At 55.6% G+C, this 20,926-nt stretch carries 17 protein-coding genes and 1 tRNA gene; 3 read left to right on the top strand and 15 right to left on the bottom strand.

All coding sequences use genetic code 11. The features are described from left to right. Positions 1-153: 153 nt before the first annotated feature. The 3 genes from GRX76_RS09825 to GRX76_RS09815 form a co-directional block, all read right to left on the bottom strand. Positions 154-1,422: a sodium ion-translocating decarboxylase subunit beta gene (locus tag GRX76_RS09825; protein WP_370463955.1), complete on the bottom strand. Its 1,269-nt coding sequence runs from the start codon at positions 1,420-1,422 to the stop codon at positions 154-156. A gap of 56 nt (positions 1,423-1,478) precedes the next feature. Next, complete coding sequence (oadA, locus tag GRX76_RS09820; protein ID WP_160153151.1) at positions 1,479-3,269, bottom strand: sodium-extruding oxaloacetate decarboxylase subunit alpha; 1,791 nt, start codon at positions 3,267-3,269, stop codon at positions 1,479-1,481. A 142-nt stretch (positions 3,270-3,411) separates the two neighbouring features. Beyond that, positions 3,412-3,660 (bottom strand): OadG family protein, encoded by a 249-nt coding sequence (locus GRX76_RS09815; RefSeq protein WP_236250304.1) that lies wholly within the window; start codon positions 3,658-3,660, stop codon positions 3,412-3,414. Positions 3,661-4,048: 388 nt separating this feature from the next. On the opposite strand from GRX76_RS09815, the gene GRX76_RS09810 reads away from it, so the two are divergent. Continuing rightward, the gene (locus tag GRX76_RS09810) at positions 4,049-5,032 is read left to right on the top strand and encodes a tRNA-dihydrouridine synthase (RefSeq protein ID WP_236250642.1); all 984 of its coding nucleotides are present in this window, start codon (positions 4,049-4,051) and stop codon (positions 5,030-5,032) included. A gap of 224 nt (positions 5,033-5,256) precedes the next feature. Then, positions 5,257-5,333: transfer RNA gene (locus GRX76_RS09805), tRNA-Arg, on the top strand. A gap of 134 nt (positions 5,334-5,467) precedes the next feature. Here GRX76_RS09805 and GRX76_RS09800 read toward each other — a convergent pair. The 12 genes from GRX76_RS09800 to sdhC form a co-directional block, all read right to left on the bottom strand. Continuing rightward, the gene (locus tag GRX76_RS09800; RefSeq protein WP_160153149.1) at positions 5,468-5,791 is read right to left on the bottom strand and encodes a hypothetical protein; all 324 of its coding nucleotides are present in this window, start codon (positions 5,789-5,791) and stop codon (positions 5,468-5,470) included. A gap of 284 nt (positions 5,792-6,075) precedes the next feature. Further along, positions 6,076-6,429, bottom strand: a complete 354-nt coding sequence (locus tag GRX76_RS09790; protein WP_160153147.1) for a VOC family protein — start codon at positions 6,427-6,429, stop codon at positions 6,076-6,078. Between the two features lie 44 nt (positions 6,430-6,473). Further along, positions 6,474-6,872 (bottom strand): GFA family protein, encoded by a 399-nt coding sequence (locus tag GRX76_RS19470; RefSeq protein ID WP_160153146.1) that lies wholly within the window; start codon positions 6,870-6,872, stop codon positions 6,474-6,476. 699 nt (positions 6,873-7,571) lie between these two features. Beyond that, positions 7,572-8,444 (bottom strand): succinate--CoA ligase subunit alpha, encoded by an 873-nt coding sequence (gene sucD, locus GRX76_RS09780; protein WP_160153145.1) that lies wholly within the window; start codon positions 8,442-8,444, stop codon positions 7,572-7,574. 2 nt (positions 8,445-8,446) lie between these two features. Beyond that, on the bottom strand, positions 8,447-9,613 hold the full coding sequence (gene sucC / locus GRX76_RS09775; RefSeq protein WP_160153144.1) for an ADP-forming succinate--CoA ligase subunit beta: 1,167 nt from the start codon (positions 9,611-9,613) through the stop codon (positions 8,447-8,449). 151 nt (positions 9,614-9,764) lie between these two features. Continuing rightward, a complete protein-coding gene (lpdA, locus tag GRX76_RS09770) occupies positions 9,765-11,207 on the bottom strand; it encodes a dihydrolipoyl dehydrogenase (RefSeq protein ID WP_160153143.1) in 1,443 nt (480 codons plus the stop codon). Between the two features lie 186 nt (positions 11,208-11,393). Beyond that, a complete protein-coding gene (gene odhB / locus GRX76_RS09765; protein WP_160153142.1) occupies positions 11,394-12,596 on the bottom strand; it encodes a 2-oxoglutarate dehydrogenase complex dihydrolipoyllysine-residue succinyltransferase in 1,203 nt (400 codons plus the stop codon). A gap of 41 nt (positions 12,597-12,637) precedes the next feature. Next, positions 12,638-15,463, bottom strand: coding sequence for a 2-oxoglutarate dehydrogenase E1 component (locus GRX76_RS09760; protein ID WP_160153141.1), 2,826 nt, complete (start codon positions 15,461-15,463; stop codon positions 12,638-12,640). Between the two features lie 200 nt (positions 15,464-15,663). Next, positions 15,664-16,368 (bottom strand): succinate dehydrogenase iron-sulfur subunit, encoded by a 705-nt coding sequence (locus tag GRX76_RS09755; RefSeq protein WP_160153140.1) that lies wholly within the window; start codon positions 16,366-16,368, stop codon positions 15,664-15,666. Positions 16,369-16,386: 18 nt separating this feature from the next. After that, positions 16,387-18,159: a succinate dehydrogenase flavoprotein subunit gene (gene sdhA / locus GRX76_RS09750; protein ID WP_160153139.1), complete on the bottom strand. Its 1,773-nt coding sequence runs from the start codon at positions 18,157-18,159 to the stop codon at positions 16,387-16,389. A 3-nt stretch (positions 18,160-18,162) separates the two neighbouring features. Further along, positions 18,163-18,531, bottom strand: coding sequence for a succinate dehydrogenase, hydrophobic membrane anchor protein (gene sdhD, locus GRX76_RS09745; RefSeq protein ID WP_160153138.1), 369 nt, complete (start codon positions 18,529-18,531; stop codon positions 18,163-18,165). Next, positions 18,525-18,899 (bottom strand): succinate dehydrogenase, cytochrome b556 subunit, encoded by a 375-nt coding sequence (sdhC, locus tag GRX76_RS09740; RefSeq protein WP_160153137.1) that lies wholly within the window; start codon positions 18,897-18,899, stop codon positions 18,525-18,527. Before sdhC ends, sdhD begins: the two co-directional genes overlap by 7 nt. A 647-nt stretch (positions 18,900-19,546) precedes the next feature. On the opposite strand from sdhC, the gene gltA reads away from it, so the two are divergent. Continuing rightward, entirely contained in the window at positions 19,547-20,836 is a 1,290-nt protein-coding gene (gene gltA / locus GRX76_RS09735; protein WP_160153136.1) for a citrate synthase, read from the top strand. Positions 20,837-20,926: the final 90 nt, after the last annotated feature.

Raw genomic sequence — 20,926 nt, 5'->3', positions numbered from 1 at the left:
TTCAGCTGAAAAAATGGCCGCCATCTTAGCATGCCCAGTCGCTCCCGGCCCCCTCAGTGCCGCAAACATACGACCAGCAAGTCAGCACATGCGATCAACAACAAAAAACCCCGCAGGTGCGGGGTTTCAAGAGAGCGAAGTGTAAACGGGTGATCAGCCGGTCATCGCCCTAACCATGGTAATCATGACTCCCGCTGCGACCGCAGAGCCAATCACACCGGCCACATTGGGCCCCATCGCATGCATCAGCAGGAAGTTGTGTGGATTGGATTCCAGTCCCAGCTTGTTGGACACCCGCGCAGCCATGGGAACCGCAGAAACACCCGCGGAACCAATCAACGGATTGATTTTGTTCTTGCTGAAAGCATTCAGCAACTTCGCCATCAATACACCGGCCGCGGTTCCAATCGCAAAGGCCACAATACCCAGCGCCAGGATCCCCAGGGTTTTGGGATCGAGGAATTTATCTGCCGCCAACTTGGAGCCAACGGAAAGACCCAGGAAGATGGTGGTGATATTGATCAGGGCATTCTGCGCAGTATCCGACAGGCGGGAAACCACACCGCACTCGCGCATCAGGTTACCGAAACAGAACATACCCAGCAGCGGCGCCGCATCCGGCAGGAAAAGTGCAACCAGAATCAGCAACACCAGCGGAAACACAATCTTTTCGCGCTTGCTCACCGGCCGCAGCTGTACCATCTCGATACGGCGCTCTTGCTCGGTCGTCAGGGCGCGCATGATCGGCGGCTGAATCAGTGGCACCAGTGCCATATAGGAATAAGCCGCCACCGCAATGGCACCCAGCAGATCCGGCGCCAGCAGGCTGGAGACATATATCGCCGTGGGGCCGTCGGCACCGCCGATGATACCGATGGCCGCAGCGTCGGCGATGGAGAAGTCCATAATCCCGGCCGCAGACATACCCACCGCGCCCAGCACCGTGGCAAAAATACCGAATTGCGCCGCAGCGCCGAGGAACAGGGTGCGGGGGTTGGCCAGCAGCGGACCGAAATCCGTCATCGCACCCACGCCCATAAAGATCACCAGAGGCGCAATCCCAGAGGCAATGGCAACGGAGTAAAAGTTATACAGCATGCCATTGTTGAAGCCTGCATCCGCGGCGACCTGGGCGGCCCGCTCCGCAGCCGCGGCCGGCGCACTTTCCAGCGCCGCCTTCAGGCCGTCAATGGATTCAAATGCACCCAGTCCCAGCGCTTGCGCCAGCTGTGCCAGCACACCGGTATCACCGGAATAGATGGCCGCTTCCACCGCCGGCAACGCAAGGTTGGCGCCCGGAATATTGGCCAGCACACCACCGAAGCCGATTGGCACCAGCAACAGAGGTTCAAAGTTTTTGCGAATCGCCAGAAACAGGAGACCGAGGCACACCAGAATCATGGAGAACTGGCCGATGGTCATCTGATTGGCACCCGACGAGAGCCAGAGGTTCGTTATATTTTCCACTGTGGCCCCCGTTACGCGATGGTCAGCAGGGCATCGCCCACCGCCACGGAATCACCTTCTTTGGTACTGATTCCCGTCACGGTACCGGCACGCGGCGCGCTCACCGCGGTTTCCATCTTCATGGCTTCGAGAATCACGATATTCTGGCCCTCAGCCACCTGGTCACCGGGCTTCACCAATACTTTGAAAATGTTACCGGCCAGTGGCGCCTTCACTGGCTCACCGCCGGAAGTGACTGGCGCAGCTGCGCCTGCAGCAGGAGAGGAAGCACCCTGCCCCACCGGTACCATCCCGGTTACATCGCCGCCGTCAGCGACAGTCACGGTGTACTTCTGTCCCTCTACGGTGACCGTGTAAACACTGTCGCCTTCTGCATTTTTCACCTCGGAGGATTCGTTGCCAGTAGGCACTGGCTCGAACGCCTCAGGGTTACTGCGGTTTTTCAGGAACTTGAGGCCAATTTGTGGGAAAAGCGCGTAGGTCAGCACATCGTCAATCTCACCGTCACCGGTGGTCAGTGCAACATCATCTTCCGCCGCTTTCTGTTTGAGCTCATCGGCCAATGCACCCAGCTCAGGCGCCAACAGGTCAGCCGGGCGGCAGGTCACCGGCTCGGCTCCGTCCAGGACCTTGTCCTGCAGTTCTTTATTGACCTCCGCCGGCGTCGCACCGTATTCGCCTTTCAGCACCGCAGCGGTTTCTTTGGAAATCGACTTGTAGCGTTCGCCAGTCAAGACGTTCAGTACCGACTGGGTACCGACGATCTGCGAAGTCGGTGTAACCAGTGGGATAAAACCCAGGTCTTTGCGCACACGGGGAATTTCTTCCAGTACTTCATCCAGGCGATCACCGGCGCCCTGCTCGCGCAACTGGTTTTCCATATTGGTCAGCATGCCGCCAGGTACCTGGGCTACCAGAATACGGGAGTCAACGCCGCGTAAGGAGCCTTCGAATTTCGCGTACTTTTTGCGAACCTCACGGAAATAGGCTGCAATTTCTTCCAGCAGATTAATATCCAGGCCGGTATCCCGATCGGTGCCCTCAAGAATGGCAACAACCGCCTCGGTAGGACTGTGACCGTAGGTCATGGACATGGAAGAAATGGCAGTATCGATATTGTCGATACCCGCCTCCACACACTTCAGTGCGGTAGCGGTAGACAGTCCGGTGGTCGCGTGACACTGCATGTGGATAGGGATATCCACCGCCGCCTTGAGTTTGGAAACCAGTTCAAAGCCTTCGTAAGGGCGCAACAGGCCAGCCATGTCCTTGATGGCAATGGAGTCTGCTCCCATGTCTTCGATCTGGCGCCCCAGGTCGACCCACATGTCCATATTGTGCACCGGGCTCACGGTATAAGAGATAGTGCCCTGTGCGTGCTTGCCCTGCTTCTTAACCGCCGCCAGAGCGGTTTGCAGGTTGCGCATATCGTTCATTGCATCGAACACGCGGAAGACATCGACTCCATTGGTCGCGGCGCGCTCGACAAACTTTTCGACCACATCATCGGCGTAGTGCCGATAGCCGAGAATATTCTGGCCGCGGAACAACATCTGCTGCGGGGTATTCGGCATCGCTTTTTTCAGTTCGCGAATACGCTCCCAGGGGTCTTCACCCAGGTAGCGGATGCACGCATCAAAGGTAGCGCCGCCCCAAGACTCCAGAGACCAGAAGCCCACTTTATCCAGTTTCTCCGCGATGGGCAGCATGTCGTCCAGCCGCAGGCGGGTAGCGAATAGCGACTGGTGGGCGTCGCGCAGGACTACATCGGTAATCCCCAGTGGCTTTTTAACCTCAGTCATGGGTCGTCTCTCTCGAAAGTTGGGTCTTGGAAATTTGGAAAAATGAATCGCTGGCTCGGAGCACTCTCAAGGCCATTGCAGCGTTTAGGCGCTGCGCTAAACCCCCAAATGGTGAGTGCAAAAAGTCCGCCGCGCTTGTTATCTATTTGCGCCGGTTGCGATGTTGCTCGATTGCCGCTTTGATCACTTTTTTCAAGCGCTCGTTACCGGATGGAGCCTGTGCTCCCCCGGCAGAGGATGGCGCTGCAGCCGGTTCAGGCTCAGGAAAAAAACGTGTGATCAGGCGGGACATGATGGAGGTGCAGATCACCAGTACCAGCAGAAATGTAAATACGATTCCCATGCCGAAGACGGTGATGTCCAGGCCTTGCTGCATCAGTGACTCTTGCACTTTATTCCCCTCATTATTTGCAATTTATTCATCTGATCCGATTGAGCGGGCAACATTATCAATACAAGATCCCTTCAAAATCAAACACTTATTAGTTACAGAAGCAACCAAGAACCCCGACGAAACCGCCTTTTTCGACCATTTTCGTTACCAGATTCGCTCACTTGCCCTGTTTGAAATCAACCTGCCGGTTAATTGCACAAATCGCTAGGAGGCAATACAGAATTCCGTACAATAACTGTCTGCGATTTTCGCAAACCCGAGCACAACCTCTCACGCAATTCTATCTATGCCAAATCAACAGCCAGAAGTATCGGCACCGACGCGCCCACAACAGAACGATGGATGTCGCGACACACCGCTATTACCCAGAATCTATCAGGCCCCCATGGAGGGGGTTATCGACCACCATGTACGCGCTCTGCTCTCCAGCATCGGCGGTCTGGATGTCTGCGTGACCGAGTTTGTCCGGGTGACCCATACCCGCCTGCCCCGCAGAGTATTTACCCGCCTCTGCCCAGAGCTGGATCAGGGCGCCGCGACGCCAAATGGCATCCCGGTCAAACTGCAATTACTGGGGGGCAATCCCCAGGCCATGGCCTACAATGCGGCCAAAGCCGTCGAGGCCGGCGCAAAAGCCATCGACCTCAACTTCGGCTGCCCGGCCAAAACCGTGAATAACAGTGATGGCGGCGCCTGCCTGCTACAGTCACCCTCCCGCGTTGAAGGTATAGTCGCTGCAGTACGCAACGCAGTGCCCGAGGAAATCCCTGTCTCGGCAAAAATTCGCCTGGGATTCGAAGATCGCAGCAGCTATCTGGACAATGCCCGCGCCGCAGAAGCCGGTGGCGCCGCAGAACTTGCGGTCCATGCCCGCTCCAAGGTCGATGGCTATCGCCCTCCCGCTTACTGGGAATACATCGGTGAAATTCGCGAGCAGGTGGGCATCCGCGTCATCGCCAACGGCGACCTGTGGACACTGGAAGACTTCCAGCGGTGCCGAGCCGTCACCGGCTGCGATGCCTTCATGTTCGGCCGCAGTCTGCTCGCCCGTCCGGATATCGGCCTGCAAATACGCGCCCTGTGCGAAAACCGGAACTACACACCGTTAGCCTGGCACCAGGTCGCCGCCCTGCTCTACGACTACTACACCACCACCAAAGACATCTACCCGGCAAAATACCTGGGCAACCGAATCAAACAGTGGCTGGCTTACCTGAAACTGAGCTACCCGCCGGCAAAGCGCTTCTTCGAACAGATCAAGCGCCACCGGGACCCCGAACTACTGGAAATGGCCTTTGCAGAGCAAATGATCCCAACCGAAAACTCCACCGGCGCGCCCCCCTCTAGCGTCGGAATAGAAGCCGCTTGAGAGGCGCCGAGCCCAAAGGCATCGAGCGGATAAAAAACTGAAAAAAGGTCTTGCAAAGCCCTCTCCTCCACGGCAGAATGCGCGCCCTATCGAGCTGAAGCAACCATTTCAGATTGCCACTGAAGCTCGGTAACTTGCGGATTTTTAAAGAGTTTTTCAGAAAACTCGTTAAAAAAGAGTTGACGAAGCCGAGGCAAGTCACTATAGTTCGCAACCACAACGACGCACTCGTAGCTCAGCTGGATAGAGTACTCGGCTACGAACCGAGCGGTCGGAGGTTCGAATCCTCCCGAGTGCGCCATACAGAAAACCCCGAGATTGAAAGATCTCGGGTTTTTTTTATTTCGCACCTTCAAAATATGAGTATAGCTAGAGCGGACATATCGATGCTTAATGGAACCATTGCAGCCAATAGCCGCCCCGCCCGCAAAAAGCCTACATCCTGCTTTCCTGCTTAGACGCCACAGAAACAACCTTGTTGTTCTCTATAGTTACGGTCACCAGTGACATCCCACCCACAGAGCTGGGTAGCCGATAGGTCAAGACCTCTCTCTTCACTGGATTTCCACCCACCCCCTCATCTACCGCGATAGTCTCCACCTCCTGATACATGGGAGGACCAGCCATATAGATGACCTCCTGTTTACTCTTTCCCTCCTGGATAAGCTTTCCATTGGGAAGCCGGAAGGACCCATCAGCAAATGCAGAGACCGCTGTTGCAACCAGAATACTCGCCAATGTAATTTTTAACTTTCTCACGGCTAAAACTCCCTTAACGCGTCAACAATGTCTTTTAATCTGCCGAACTTCCATCACTAGCCACACAGTCGAACCAGAAACACTACAGAAGATACCAACTAGCAATAGAAAATTTGGGGAGGCCGAGGTAGGCGCATCAATTAAGCGACCAGCTTCCACACCCAAAATACAAATGCCGGCAATCATTAATGTAGACAGTGCGACAATCTTAAATATCCCAAAAATTCTTGCCATTTTGTGACTCCCACCTCATCCCGAAAATAAACTGGCAAAAGACAAAGATCTCATAAGAACTCACGGATCTGAATTTGATTTCCATCTGGATCCGCAATGTTACACACTTTAAATATCGAGTTTTCCCACTCCCCTTCGAATACCTGCCCACCAAGTTCGGCAGCTTTTCTTTTGGCGACGTCAAGACTATTCACCGTCAAAAATAACTTAACCGCATTAAACCCATCTTCCGGTAGTTTGAATGGTGCCGCATGAATGACGACATTAAATCCATCGTTATCCAGACTTACGAACTCCTCCGCCTCTCTGAGCACTTTCATTCCAAAAAACTCCCTGTAGAACATAGACAGTTCTTGAAAATTGTCTGAATAGACGAGCGCACCATTTCTTGCTGGCCCAGCCATAAAAGCCCTCAGTATAATTTTCACCATCCAGCCAAAAATGCAAGCTATCGGCCCGGCTGCCACTCCTGGTGCGCGGCAATATGATCACCGTACTCCAGCCATGAAACCTCATGAGACCTCCAGATTACAGAATCTGGTTTGACGCCAGGGTCCTCATCTAATGTTGCGACCCGAAGAATGTAATGTGGACGACCTTCTTTTTCAGCAATCAGATGGGACCCACAAGTGGAGCAGAAGTAACGTATTTTCCCCGGCGATGACACATAACCCGACAGATTATCTTCACCCTTTTCCCACTTAAAATTTTCCTTTAAAACCGCTGCCGCCGAATTGAATGCGGCCGCATGCGATTTTCTGCACGTTTTACAAGAACAATGCTGAATTGCACTATCCAGACACTTCACCTGGTACTGAACCTGACCGCATGAGCAGCTTCCTTTCATAATTTTGATTTCCCTATCGAGTTTGATATGACTCCAGCTGATACGCAAAATGCTAATTATCAAGAAACATCAGCAATGAGAGTCAAAAGAAACGGCCTGTAAAATTCGCGTTATGGCAACCCAAACTCAGGTCAACCAAGCACTTTTAACGCGAACCAAAAGAGAGACTTAGAGCAAAGCCGCAGGAATTAATTTGGAAATCATTGGCTAATGATGTCTGTATCACATCGGGGTGACCAGTGCGAAGCTTTGAGCGCCCAGTGGGAGGCCAACAAAAACTGCCGGCTCTCGCCATATTTCAGGACACTATGGGGACTTTCTCGGTTTAGTAAAAAGCATACCTATAAGCAAAAGCATTATTCCCAGTGTTGCACTCATGGAAAAGCCGGCCCAAAAATCCGAACTAAGACCGAAAAGAAAACTGCTGCTATTTATGCGCGAAAGTATGGGAGCGTAAATGGTGGGGATTAGCCCGAGAAGCACCACCGTAACCACTATCGAAGATTTTTTCATAGTATTTTTATCCTCATTCCTTAAGGTTAACATGAAATATAACGGATCTGATCATGCACCCCGGGCGTTTATTTATCAAGCTCGCGGGCAATGGCGCAAAAAACCTCAGAAAACGGAAAACGGAAAATCAATAGACATAAAAAAAGCCGCCCAAAGGGCGGCTTCTTCGAAAGCAATAACTGGTGATTACCAGCCAGTGATTTCCTTCAGTGCGTCGCCGATTTGCGCCAGGGAGCGAACGGTTTTAACACCAGCGTCTTCCAGAGCAGCAAACTTCTCGTCGGCAGTGCCTTTACCACCGGAGATGATCGCACCGGCGTGACCCATGCGCTTTCCGGGAGGAGCGGTTACACCAGCGATGTAGGAAACAACCGGCTTGGTGACGTTTGCTTTGATGTAAGCAGCCGCTTCTTCTTCAGCGGAACCGCCGATCTCACCGATCATAACGATGGCTTCGGTCTGCGGGTCGTTCTGGAACATTTCCAGAATGTCGATGAAGTTGGAGCCCGGGATGGGGTCGCCGCCGATGCCCACACAAGTGGACTGGCCGAAGCCGTGGTCAGTAGTCTGCTTTACGGCTTCGTAAGTCAGAGTACCGGAGCGGGAAACGATGCCCACTTTACCTGGCTTGTGGATGTGGCCCGGCATGATGCCGATTTTGCACTCACCCGGAGTGATCACGCCCGGGCAGTTCGGGCCGATCAGGCGTACGCCCAGCTCGTCGCACTTAACCTTGGCGTCCAGCATGTCCATGGTAGGAATGCCTTCGGTGATGCACACGATCAGCTTGATGCCGCCGTTGGCCGCTTCCAGGATGGAATCCTTACAGAAAGGCGCCGGTACGTAGATTACGGATGCTTCTGCACCGGTCGCTTCTACGGCTTCTTTCACGGTATCGAATACCGGCAGACCCAGGTGAGTCTGGCCGCCTTTACCCGGAGTTACACCACCAACCATTTTGGTGCCGTAAGCAATCGCTTGCTCGGAGTGGAAAGTACCCTGGGAGCCAGTGAAGCCCTGACAGATTACTTTAGTGTCTTTGTTAATCAGTACTGACATGATTATTTACCCTCCGCAGCTTTAACCACTTGCTCTGCCGCGTCGGTCAGGCTGGTGGCAGCGATAATGTTCAGGCCGCTTTCGCTCAGAACTTTAGCGCCCAGGTCTGCGTTGTTACCTTCCAGACGTACAACAACCGGTACTTTTACACCAACTTCTTTCACTGCGCCGATTACGCCTTCTGCGATCATGTCGCAGCGAACGATACCGCCGAAGATGTTGATCAGAACGGCCTTTACGTTCTCGTCAGACAGGATGATTTTGAACGCTTCGATTACGCGCTCTTTGGTCGCGCCGCCGCCAACGTCCAGGAAGTTGGCCGGCTTGCCGCCGTGCAGGTTGACGATGTCCATGGTACCCATGGCCAGGCCGGCACCGTTTACCATGCAGCCGATGTTGCCATCGAGCGCTACGTAGTTCAGGTCCCACTTGGCTGCGTGTGCTTCGCGCTCGTCTTCCTGAGACGGGTCGTGCATTTCACGCAGGTCCGGGTGACGGTACAGAGCATTGCTGTCGATAACGATCTTGGCGTCCAGACAGTGCAGGTTTTTCTCTGGGGTGATTACCAGCGGGTTAATTTCCAGCAGGGCCAGATCTTTCTCTTTGAACATCTGAGCCAGGCCCAGGAAGATCTTGGTGAACTGCTTGATCTGGTCGCCTTCGAGGCCCAGTTTGAACGCCAACTCACGGCCCTGGTAAGGCTGAGCGCCTACCAGCGGATCGATGATGGCTTTCAGGATTTTTTCCGGAGTCTCTTCCGCTACTTTTTCGATCTCAACGCCGCCTTCGGTGGAGGCCATGAAAACGATGCGACGGGTAGCGCGGTCAAGCACTGCACCCAGGTACAGTTCCTGCTCAATGTCGGTGCAGCTCTCAACCAGGATACGGGAAACCGGCTGACCGTTTTCGTCTGTTTGATAAGTTACCAGGTTGTTACCCAGCCACTTCTTGGCGAATTCTTCAATTTCCGCTTTGGAGTCTACCAGCTTAACGCCGCCCGCTTTACCGCGGCCACCAGCGTGTACCTGGGCTTTAACAACCCACTTGTCTCCGCCGATTTCGTCTGCTGCCGCTGCTGCTGCTGCCGGGGTTTCCGCTGCGATGCCTTTGGAAACCGGCAATCCGTATGCTGCAAACAGTTGTTTGCCCTGATACTCATGCAAGTTCATAGTCAATACCAATTCACATTTGAAATGTGTTTACCAATTGCAGATTGCTCTGCACCTTTAGACAAGGTTCTGAGGCTGCTTCGTTACAAAACCAGAACCCTGAAATGAATCCGGGGCGGAAACTGATTTCCGCCCCGGTAAAACAGCTCGCTTACTTGCGCTTCTTGCGGTTGGCCATGTGGATGGCGTGACCGTTAACAGCAAGCGCTGCTTCCTTGACTGCTTCGGAGAAAGTCGGGTGACCGAATACGGTCATACCGATATCTTCCGCGCTGGAACCGAATTCCATGGCAATTGCCACCTGCTGAACCAGATCGGATGCGCTTGGACCAACAATGTGGGCACCCAGTACACGATCGGTTTCTGCGTGAGCGATAATTTTCACCATACCGCCGGATTCGTTCGCCGCTACTGCACGACCTACCGCCAGGAACGGGAATACACCTACGTTGTAGGGTTCGCCATCGGCTTTCACCTGTTCTTCGGTGCGGCCAACCGCAGCGATTTCCGGGTGGGTGTAAATGACGTTCGGGATCACGTCGTAGTTCATCATCGGCTTCTGGCCAGCGATGCGCTCGGCAACCACAACACCTTCTTCAGACGCCTTGTGCGCCAGCATCGGGCCGCGCACCACGTCACCGATCGCCCATACGCCCGGTGCAGAAGTCATGCACAGGTCGTTGACGTAGATGAAACCGCGCTCATCCAACTTCACGCCAGCGTCTTCAGACAGCAGGCCTTCGGTGTAGGGGCGACGGCCCACACACACGATCAGCTTGTCGAAGGTTTCCTGGTGGTCTTTACCATCTTTGTCCTGATAGGTAACGACAACTTCCTTACCTTTCACTTCACTGCCGGTTACACGGCAAGACAGGCGGATATCCAGGCCCTGCTTTTTGAAGATCTTCTGGGATTCTTTGGCGATTTGCTGGTCCATGATGGCCAGGAAGCTGTCCAGGGCTTCCAGCACCACAACGTCGGAACCCAGACGGTTCCAAACAGAGCCAAGCTCCAGACCGATCACACCCGCACCAATCACACCCAGACGCTTGGGTACTTCGGTGAATTCCAGTGCGCCAGTGGAGTCAACAATGATCTTGTTGTCTACCGGTGCCGGCGGAATGTTTACCGGTACGGAACCGGAAGCCAGGATCACGTTTTCTGCTTCGTACGTAGTGGTTTTGCCATCGTGGTCGGTGACTTCCACTTTCTTGCCGGAAAGCAGTTTGCCGGTGCCTTCAATGGAGGTCACCTTGTTGGCCATGAACAGGCCAGAGATGCCGCCAGACATCTGCTTCACAACGCCTTCTTTGCGCTCGATCATTTTCTTGACGTCGATCTTCACCTTGCCGGTGTCGATGCCGTGTACGTCGAGGGAATCTTTGGCTTCGTGGTATTTCCAGGAGCTGTCCAGCAGCGCCTTGGAAGGAATACAACCTACGTTCAGACAGGTTCCGCCGTTAACGACCTTGCCGTCTTTGTTAGTCCATTTCTCGACGCAGGCAGTTTTCAGGCCCAGCTGTGCTGCGCGGATTGCGGCTACATAACCACCGGGGCCAGAGCCGATTACGATTACGTCAAATTTTTCTGACATGGTCCGTTCCAAATTTGTGTGGATTCAACGTATGCGGCGTTCATTGCCGCATAACCGGGGGTCTGCCCGGCTTTCCCTGAGACGGTCTTGCTGCCGTTGATGCCAGCGTAAACGCTGGCTCATTTTTTCCGGGCGACTGCGCAGTACAGGAAAGTCCAGCCGCCCTATCTCCAATACTCGAACTGCTTACACTTCCAGCAGGATGCGTGCAGGGTCTTCGATCATTTCCTTGATTGCAACCAGGAAGCCAACCGCTTCCTTGCCGTCGATCAGGCGGTGATCATAAGACAGCGCCAGGTACATCATCGGCAGGATTTCTACCTTGCCGTTGACCGCCATCGGGCGCTCCTGAATCTTGTGCATACCCAGAATTGCCGTTTGCGGCGGATTCAGGATCGGGGTGGACAGCAGGGATCCGAATACACCACCGTTGGTGATGGTGAAGGTGCCGCCGGTCATCTCTTCGATGGACAGCTTGCCGTCACGGGCGCGCAGACCCATATCGCGGATGTTGTTTTCGATGTCCGCCAGGCCCATGTTCTCGGCACCGCGCAGGATCGGAACCACCAGACCTTTCGGGGAAGAAACCGCAACACCGATGTCCTGGTAACCGTGATAAACGATGTCGTTGCCATCGATGGACGCGTTCACGGCGGAGTAACGCTTCAGCGCTTCTACCGCGGCCTTCACAAAGAAGCCCATGAAGCCCAGGCGAGTGCCGTTGTGGGTCTTCTCGAACAGGTCTTTGTAGTTGGCGCGCAGGTCCATGATCGGCTTCATGTTCACTTCGTTGAACGTAGTGAGCATGGCGGTGGACTGGGACGCGTCCAGTAGGCGCTCCGCGATGCGCTTGCGCATACGGGTCATGGGTACACGCTTCTCTACGCGCTCACCCGGTGCAACCGCAACCTGAGCCGCTGCTGCAGCCGGAGCCGCCGCGGCAGCCGGCGCAGAGCCCGCTTTCATCACGTCTTCTTTCAGTACGCGACCGCCTTTACCGGTGCCTTCAACAGCGCCCAGATCCACGCCCTTTTCTGCCGCCATTTTCTTGGCAGAGGGCATAGCGATTTTCTCGCCGCTGGCAGCCGGTGCTTCCGCTTGCGCTGCTGCCGCCGGGGGCGCTTCGGAGGAAGCGCCAGCGCTGCCGCCTGCACCCTCTTCAAATAAAGCAATTACTTCATTGGACAGGATGGTTTCACCCTCGCCCTTGATAATTTCGCTGATGGCGCCGTCTGCGGGTGCGACAACTTCCAGCACCACTTTGTCGGTTTCAATATCCACGATCAGTTCATCGCGGGACACGGCTTCACCCGGTTGTTTGTGCCAGGTGGCTACAGTGCCGTCCTGAACGGATTCCGGGAAAGTTGGCGCTTTAATCTCGATGGTCATTGTTCCTGTTTCCTGAGATTGCTCTTCGTTGTACTGCTGCCTTATTTGACAGTCAGCGCCTCATTGATGAACGTATTCTGTTCTTCCAGGTGCGTGGACATATAGCCCGCCGCCGGTGCAGCGGAGGCTGCGCGGCCGACATATTCCAGCTCCAGCTTTGGATGTGCTTCATTCAGCAGACGACGCAGGTGGTGCTGGCTAGAGTACCAGGCACCCTGGTTCATCGGCTCTTCCTGACACCAGGCGACGCTTTCGATGTTCTTGAATGCGGAAACCGCAGCCAGGAACTCATCGTCCGGGAAGGGGTAAAGCTGTTCCAGACGCACAAATGCTACATCTTCCTGTTCGCGCTCCATGCGCGCTTCCAGCAGATGGTAGTAGACCTTGCCGGAGCAGATGATCAGACGCTTGACCTTGGCAGGATCTACGCCCTCGTCCTGGATCACATTGTGGAACTGGCCTTTGGCCAGCTCGTCCAGGCTGGAGGTAGCCAGCTTGTGACGCAGGATCCACTTCGGGCTCATGATCACCAGCGGGCGACGCATCGGGCGCACCGCCTGACGACGCAGCAAATGGAAGATCTGAGCCGGAGTAGTCGCGTTACATACCTGAATGTTGTGCTCGGCACACAGCTGCATGAAGCGCTCCAGGCGCGCGGAGGAGTGCTCCGGACCCTGACCTTCGTAGCCGTGCGGCAGCAACATCACCAGGCCACACATACGGCCCCACTTGTGCTCACCGGAAGTGATGAACTGGTCGATCACGACCTGGGCACCGTTGGCGAAGTCACCGAACTGCGCTTCCCAAACCACCAGGGATTTCGGGGTGGTGGTGGCGTAGCCGTATTCAAACGCCAGCACGGCTTCTTCCGACAGCAGGGAGTCATAGATATCGAACGCCGGCTGGCCTTCGTACATATGCTGCAGCGGCACGTAGCTCTGCCCATCTTTCTGGCTGTGTACTACGGCGTGGCGGTGAGAGAAGGTACCGCGACCCACGTCCTCACCGGTGAAGCGGACCATATAGCCCTCTTCCAGCAAGGTGCCGTAGGCCATAGTCTCGGCCATTCCCCAGTTCAGCGGCAGGGCGCCACCGGCCATTTTGCGGCGGTCTTCGTAAATCTTGGCAACCTGGCGCTGCATGACAATGCCATCGGGCACCGTGGTCATGCGGTTGGCCACATCTTTCAGCTTCTTCATCGGGAAGCTGGTGTCACCTTCAACCGTCCACTCGTGGTTCAGGTACGGACGCCAGTCGACAAACATGGATTCGTCCGGCTCTTTTACCAGGCCGGTAGCCACATCTTCGCCGCGATCCAGCTTGTCGCGATAGTCGTTCGCCAGCTTGTCCGCGGCAGCCTTGTCCAGCACACCTTCAGCAACCAGCTTTTCCGCGTACAGGGTACGGGTGGTCTTGTGCTTGCGAATGGTCTGGTACATCAACGGCTGAGTGCCGGAGGGGTCATCGGTCTCGTTGTGACCGCGACGGCGGTAGCACACCAGGTCGATGACAATGTCTTTCTTGAACTCGTAGCGGTAATCCACCGCCAGCAGGCCGGCCAGCACCACCGCTTCGGGGTCGTCGCCGTTCACGTGCAGCACCGGAGCGTCGATCATTTTCGCAACGTCGGTACAGTACTCGGTGGAGCGTGCGTCTTCGCGCTTGCTGGTAGTGAAGCCCACCTGGTTGTTCAGCACCAGGTGAATAGAGCCGCCAGTGTAGTAACCACGGGTCTGGGACATCTGCAGGGTTTCCTGCACCACGCCCTGACCGGCAAAGGCTGCATCGCCATGGATATTGATCGGCATCACCTTCTCACCGGTGCTGTCACCGCGGCGGTCCTGACGGGCACGTACGGAACCGACAACCACCGGCGCACAGATTTCCAGGTGCGAGGGGTTGAAGGCCAGCGCCAGGTGCACTTCGCCACCGGGGGTCATCACGTTGGAGGAGAAACCCTGGTGGTATTTCACGTCGCCGGAAGTATCGAGGGTTTTCTTGCCTTCGAACTCTTCAAACAGGTCCGACGGGTTTTTACCCAGAATATTGACCAGCGTGTTCAGGCGGCCACGGTGCGCCATGCCGATCACGATTTCCTTCACCGCGTAGGTGCCGGAACGGCGGATCAGCGCGTCCATCAGCGGGATCAGGCTCTCGCCACCTTCCACGCCGAAACGCTTGGTACCCGGGTACTTGGAGTCCAGGTGACGCTCAAGGCCCTCGGCGGCAGACAGGCGCTGCAGAATCTCGGTGCGAATTTCATTGCCGAAGTTGGGCTTTGATTGGCTGCGCTCAAGGCGCTGCTGGAACCACTGCTGCTCGTCCAGGTTGGACAGGTGCATGATTTCCGCACCCAGGTTACCGCAGTAGGTATTTTCCAGGCCCTGCACAATTTCACGCAGGGTGGCTTCTCCGTTGCAGAAAAACAGGTCACCGGTCTGGAAAGTGGTGTCGAAGTCGCCTTCGGTCAAGCCGTGGTAATTCAGTTGCAGATCCGGCACCTGCTCGCGGGCCATGATACCCAGCGGATCCAGCTTGGCCTTTTTGTGGCCACGGTGACGGTAGGAGTTGATCAGTTGCAGAACTTTAATCTGCTTGCGCTCGTGTTCGATATTGGCTGAACCGGCGCCGGGAGCGGACAGTGGGCGGGTACGGTTTTTCGCCAGCAATTCAAAATGCTGACGAATGGCGGCATGTGAGACGTCACCGCCATTAACCCGCGGCAGACTATCAAAATAACTGCGCCATTCTTCCGGTACACCATTCGGGTCGTGCAGATAGGTCTCGTACAGCTCCTCCACATAGCCGGCGTTGCCACCGGAGATATGCGAAGTGCGCCAGAGCTCCTCCATAGTGCTTTCGTGCATTAATGCCTACCTCAATTGTCGGCGCGCACCCTTGAAATACTGCGCCGCTCTTTCCTGTCTTTTCACTCACAAAAGGGGAGGTGCTGAAAAGACACCTCCCCTTTTTCGTATAAGCCTGACACCTGCGCTGCTGTCGGCTTAATTGTGATTATTTTTGGTGGGTAACCCCAGGGCCCGATTTTATCAGGCCCTCAAACTGTCTATACAGCGCGGGTTATCAGCATATTGCGGATATGGCCGATGGCCCGGGTGGGATTCAGTCCCTTGGGGCATACGTTCACACAGTTCTGAATGCCGTGACAGCGGAAAACGCTGAAGGGGTCATCCAGTTTACCGAGGCGCTCATCGGTGGCGGTATCGCGGCTGTCCGCCAGGAAGCGGTAAGCCTGCAGCAGGCCGGCCGGGCCAATGAACTTGTCGGGATTCCACCAGAAAGACGGACACGCCGTGGAACAGCAGGCACAGAGAATACACTCGTAAAGGCCGTCCAGCTTTTCGCGCTCTTCCGGGGATTGCAGACGCTCGATCGCGGGCGCCGGCGTGCTGTTCTGCAGGAACGGCTCGATCTTTTTGTACTGGGTGTAGAACTGCTCCATATCCACAACCAGGTCGCGGATAACCGGCAGGCCCGGCAACGGGCGCAGAATCAGCTTGCCCTTAGGCGCTGCTTCGGAGATTGGCATGATGCACGCCAATCCGTTCTTGCCAGAGATGTTCATACCGTCGGAACCGCACACGCCTTCACGGCAGGAACGACGGAAAGAGAGACTTGGGTCTTCCGCTTTCAGCAGTTCCAGCACGTCCAGAACCATCAGGTCCTTGCCCTGGGTGTCCAGCTCGTAATCCTGCATGTAAGGGGCAGAATCGGTTTCCGGGTTGTAACGGTAGATGCTTACTTTCAACATGTTGCTTCCGCTCCCGAATTAGTAAGTACGTGCTTTCGGCTCGAAGGTATCGACGGTTTTCGGTGCGAAGTTAACCGCACGCTTGCCGACACGCTTTTCAGCCGGGAAGTACATGGAGTGGCACAGCCAGTTCTCGTCGTCGCGCTCCTGGAAGTCTTCGCGGGCGTGGGCGCCGCGGCTTTCGGTGCGGACTTCGGCGGCGATCGCCGTCGCTTCGGCCACTTCCAACAGGTTTTGCAGTTCCAGCGCTTCGATACGGGCAGTGTTGAAGGCGCGGGACTTGTCTTCGAGACGCACGTTGGCGATACGCTCACGCAGGCCTTCCAGTTTCTTCACGCCTTCGGCCATGTAATCGCCGCGACGGAATACACCGAAGTGGTTCTGCATCACACCCTGCAGCTCGGTGCGCAGGTCAGCCGCCTTCTCACCGTCGTTGGTGGTTTCCAGACGGTTCAGGCGCGCCATGGCCGCTTCGATATCGGACTCGGACGCTTCGCGGTTTTCGATACCTTCGCGCAAGGCCTTCTCGATGAACAGGCCGGAAGCGCGACCGAAGACCACCAGGTCCAGCAGGGAGTTACCGCCCAGACGGTTGGCACCGTGAACAGACACACAGGCAACCTCACCACAGGCGTAGAAGCCATCGATGATCTGGTCATTGCCGGAAGCGTCCTGGGTCAGGGCCTGGCCGTGTACGTTGGTGGGAATACCACCCATCATGTAGTGACAGGTTGGCACAACAGGAATCGGTTCTTTTACCGGATCGGTGTGCGCAAAGGTCTTGGCCAGCTCACAGATACCTGGCAGACGGCTGTGCAGCAGCTCTTCACCCAGGTGGTCCAGCTTGAGGAACACGTGGTCACCATTGGGGCCAGCGCCGCGGCCGTCGAGGATCTCGAGAACCATAGAGCGGGCAACAACGTCGCGGGAAGCCAGGTCTTTGGCGTTGGGCGCGTAGCGCTCCATGAAACGCTCGCCGTCCTTATTGATCAGGTAGCCACCCTCACCGCGACAACCTTCGGTGACCAGTACACCAGCGCCGGCGATACCGGTGGGGTGGAACTGCCACATTTCAATGTCCTGCACCGGCATACCGGCACGCAGGGCCATACCCACACCGTCACCGGTGTTGATGTGTGCGTTGGTAGTAGAAGCGAAGATACGGCCAGCACCGCCAGTAGCAAATACGGTGGCTTTGGACTTGATGAACACCACTTCACCATCTTCGATGCAGATGGCGATCACACCAACAACGGCACCGTCCTGGTTCTTCACCAGATCCACCGCGAACCATTCGTTCAGGAATACGGTGTTGTGCTTGACGTTGTTCTGATACAGGGTGTGCAGCAGTGCGTGGCCAGTACGGTCAGCTGCCGCACAGGTACGTGCCGCCTGGCCGCCGCGACCATAGTCCTTGGACTGGCCGCCGAACGGACGCTGATAGATGCGTCCTTCTTTAGTACGGGAGAACGGCAGGCCCATGTGCTCCAGCTCGAACACGGCTTCCGGGCCTACGGAACACATGTACTCGATCGCGTCCTGGTCACCGATATAGTCGGAACCCTTGACGGTGTCGTACATGTGCCAGCGCCAATCGTCGTTGGGGTCATCGCTGGCGATCGCACAGGTAATACCGCCCTGGGCGGATACCGTGTGCGAACGGGTCGGGAATACTTTGGTGATTACCGCAGTCTTGAAACCAGACTGGGCCATCTGCAGGGCCGCGCGCATACCCGCGCCGCCGCCGCCAATTACGATACCGTCAAAGGTTATTGTTCGCATATTCGACATGACTTACACACCCCACAGAATTTCAATGCCCCACACGGCGTAGAACACGGCAACCGCGCCTAGCAGTACTTCAACCAGAATGCGCAGAACGGTCGCTTTGCCGCCCATCATACGGTTGGTGAGGTAGTCAGTAATCACGGACCAGAGACCGATCCAGGCGTGGGCAATTGTGGAGATCAGGGCAACCAGACTGAACACGCGCACCCAGCGCTGCTCAAACAGTGCAGACCAACTTGCGTAACCGAAATCTTTGGACAGGAAAATAAAACCCACTATAAAGAGGGTGTAAGCCACCAGTACTACGGCACTGACGCGCTGAATGAACCAGTCGTAAAGTCCGCTACGACCAAAACCTGTAACTGCCTTTACCATATCAGGACCCCCGCCAGCAGAATAAGTACAACGGAAAGCACCAGCACGATGACGGCGCCGCGGCGACCACCTTCCAGGCTCTCACCAACACCCAGATCCATAATCAGGTGACGCACACCCGCGATCAGGTGGTAGATGAGCGCAGCGAGGGAAGCCCACAAAATGAGCTTGGCCGGAACGCTGGTAAAAAACTCAGCTACTTTATTGAAACCCTGCTCGGACTCCAGACTGGAATCCAACATGCACAATAGCAGTGCAACCACAGCGAAGAGCACCACACCGGAAATACGGTGAAGAATGGAGACCAACGCTGGCGCGGGGAGCTTAATAGTAGATATGTCTAAATTGACAGGTCTGTTTTTGTTCACAGGAAAAACACCTTGTTGCCCTGAAAGACGGGGCGCCCGTTAATTTTCTATGGTCTGGGCGAGCTTGCCGATCACTTTATGCGCAACCTGTAGAGGTCTTGAACAAAGTGGCCTTACCACGGCGCAAGCCGCGCGGATTATAGGCATTCAAATTTCAAAACACAATGAACCCTGGACCTCGGCGACGGCTTTGTACCAGAAGCAAACGACGCCACGCCATAGACCATAGTATGAGTCGGGCATTTCCCGCCCCCCGAATTTCCATGGCGGATTCGCCCTCCGAGACAGGCAATATCCCTGCCACCCTCTCCAGTTGCGGAAGATCCTGCGGCAACAGAACCGGTCAGCCAGTTCAATTTGGTTTGACAATTTGGGGCGTGGCACTTAAGTTTGGCCGCGCTCAAAAGCCCGCTAGCCCCATATCCGCGTCCGGATGCAGCCAACGAAGGCCCTCCGAGCCCGCAGAATCCGGCCCTTTCCGGGTTTTGCACCTGCTGAATTAACACCTGTGATAGCCCCTCCCTTAAAAAGGTGATCACAGGTGAGCGCGGAACGCGCCCTTCCCGGGCCGTAGGATCACAGAAAACATTCAGTGATTTGTGTGGAAATAAGAAAGCTGGCAAAAGAATAGTTTTTAGGAGTCCACAATGTCCGACAAGAAAGCTCAACTAACGGTCGACGGTATCGACGCCCCATTCGACCTGCCGGTCTACTCCGGCACTGCCGGTCCTGACGTTGTCGATGTCAGCAGCCTGGCCAGCCAGGGCCTGTTCACCTACGACCCGGGCTTTATGTCCACCGCCTCCTGCGAATCCAAGATCACCTATATTGATGGCGCCAAAGGCGTACTGCTGCACCGCGGCTACCCCATCGAGCAACTGGCGGAAAAATCTGACTACCTGGAAACCTGCTACCTGCTGATGAACGGCGAGCTGCCAAATGCTCAGCAGAAGAAGGAATACGTCAACAGCATCATGAACCACACCATGGTGCACGAATCTCTGGTCAACTTCTTCAAGGGCTTCCGTTACGACGCCCACCCGATGGCCATGATGTGTGGCGTAGTTGGCGCCCTCGCCTCCTTCTACCACGACTCTCTGGATATCACCGATCCCGAACACCGCAAGATCTCCGCGGATCGCCTGATCGCCAAGATGCCGACCCTGGCTGCCATGTGCTACAAGCACAGCAAAGGCCAGCCGTTCATGTATCCGGACAACAGCCTCAGCTACTCTGAGAACTTCCTGCACATGATGTTCGGCAACCCCTGCGAGCCGAGCAAGATCGACCCCGTTGTGGCCAAGGCCATGGACGTGATCTTCCTGTTGCACGCGGACCACGAGCAGAATGCCTCTACTTCTACCGTGCGCCTGGCCGGCTCCTCCGGCGCCAACCCCTTCGCTTGTATCTCTTCCGGTATTGCCACCCTGTGGGGCCCGGCACACGGCGGCGCCAACGAAGCGGTTCTGAACATGCTGCAGGAGATCGGCGACGAGAGCCGTATCGACGAGTACGTAGCCAAGGCCAAAGACAAAAATGATCCGTTCCGCCTGATGGGCTTCGGTCACCGCGTCTACAAAAACTTCGACCCGCGCTCCCGCGTCATGCAAGGTATCTGTGACGAAGTCCTGGGTGCCATGGGTGCAGAAAACGATCCACTGCTGAAAATCGCCAAGCGCCTCGAGAAGATCGCACTGGAAGACGAGTACTTCGTCGAGAAGAAACTCTACCCGAACGTGGACTTCTACTCCGGCATCATTATGAAAGCCATCGGTATTCCCACCGATATGTTCACCGTGATCTTCGCGACCGGCCGCACCGCGGGCTGGATTGCGCACTGGAACGAAATGATCTCCAACCCGTACAAAATCGGTCGCCCGCGTCAGCTGTACACCGGCTACACCCCGCGCGATTACGTATCCCTGGACAATCGCTAAGCGATTACTCCAGAGTAAAAAAGCCCGGCTACCGCCGGGTTTTTTTATGCGCGAATAGAAAGGCTTGTTTGAAAGCTAAATAAAAGCTCA

The sequence above is a fragment of the Microbulbifer sp. ALW1 genome (assembly GCF_009903625.1).
Classification (GTDB): Bacteria; Pseudomonadota; Gammaproteobacteria; order Pseudomonadales; family Cellvibrionaceae; genus Microbulbifer.
This window is presented reverse-complemented; position numbering and strand designations above follow the sequence as displayed.

What these genes read in the sequence shown, in the direction of transcription:
- GRX76_RS19470 (WP_160153146.1), bottom strand. Translation starts at nt 6,872, where the DNA reads ATGAAAGGAAGCTGCTCATGCGGTCAGGTTCAGTACCAGGTGAAGTGT.
- GRX76_RS09825 (WP_370463955.1), bottom strand. Translation starts at nt 1,422, where the DNA reads ATGACCATCGGCCAGTTCTCCATGATTCTGGTGTGCCTCGGTCTCCTG.
- GRX76_RS09810 (WP_236250642.1), top strand. Translation starts at nt 4,049, where the DNA reads ATGGAGGGGGTTATCGACCACCATGTACGCGCTCTGCTCTCCAGCATC.
- oadA (WP_160153151.1), bottom strand. Translation starts at nt 3,269, where the DNA reads ATGACTGAGGTTAAAAAGCCACTGGGGATTACCGATGTAGTCCTGCGC.
- sucC (WP_160153144.1), bottom strand. Translation starts at nt 9,613, where the DNA reads ATGAACTTGCATGAGTATCAGGGCAAACAACTGTTTGCAGCATACGGA.
- sucD (WP_160153145.1), bottom strand. Translation starts at nt 8,444, where the DNA reads ATGTCAGTACTGATTAACAAAGACACTAAAGTAATCTGTCAGGGCTTC.
- GRX76_RS09790 (WP_160153147.1), bottom strand. Translation starts at nt 6,429, where the DNA reads ATGGCTGGGCCAGCAAGAAATGGTGCGCTCGTCTATTCAGACAATTTT.
- gltA (WP_160153136.1), top strand. Translation starts at nt 19,547, where the DNA reads ATGTCCGACAAGAAAGCTCAACTAACGGTCGACGGTATCGACGCCCCA.
- odhB (WP_160153142.1), bottom strand. Translation starts at nt 12,596, where the DNA reads ATGACCATCGAGATTAAAGCGCCAACTTTCCCGGAATCCGTTCAGGAC.
- lpdA (WP_160153143.1), bottom strand. Translation starts at nt 11,207, where the DNA reads ATGTCAGAAAAATTTGACGTAATCGTAATCGGCTCTGGCCCCGGTGGT.
- sdhD (WP_160153138.1), bottom strand. Translation starts at nt 18,531, where the DNA reads ATGGTAAAGGCAGTTACAGGTTTTGGTCGTAGCGGACTTTACGACTGG.
- GRX76_RS09760 (WP_160153141.1), bottom strand. Translation starts at nt 15,463, where the DNA reads ATGCACGAAAGCACTATGGAGGAGCTCTGGCGCACTTCGCATATCTCC.
- sdhA (WP_160153139.1), bottom strand. Translation starts at nt 18,159, where the DNA reads ATGTCGAATATGCGAACAATAACCTTTGACGGTATCGTAATTGGCGGC.
- GRX76_RS09755 (WP_160153140.1), bottom strand. Translation starts at nt 16,368, where the DNA reads ATGTTGAAAGTAAGCATCTACCGTTACAACCCGGAAACCGATTCTGCC.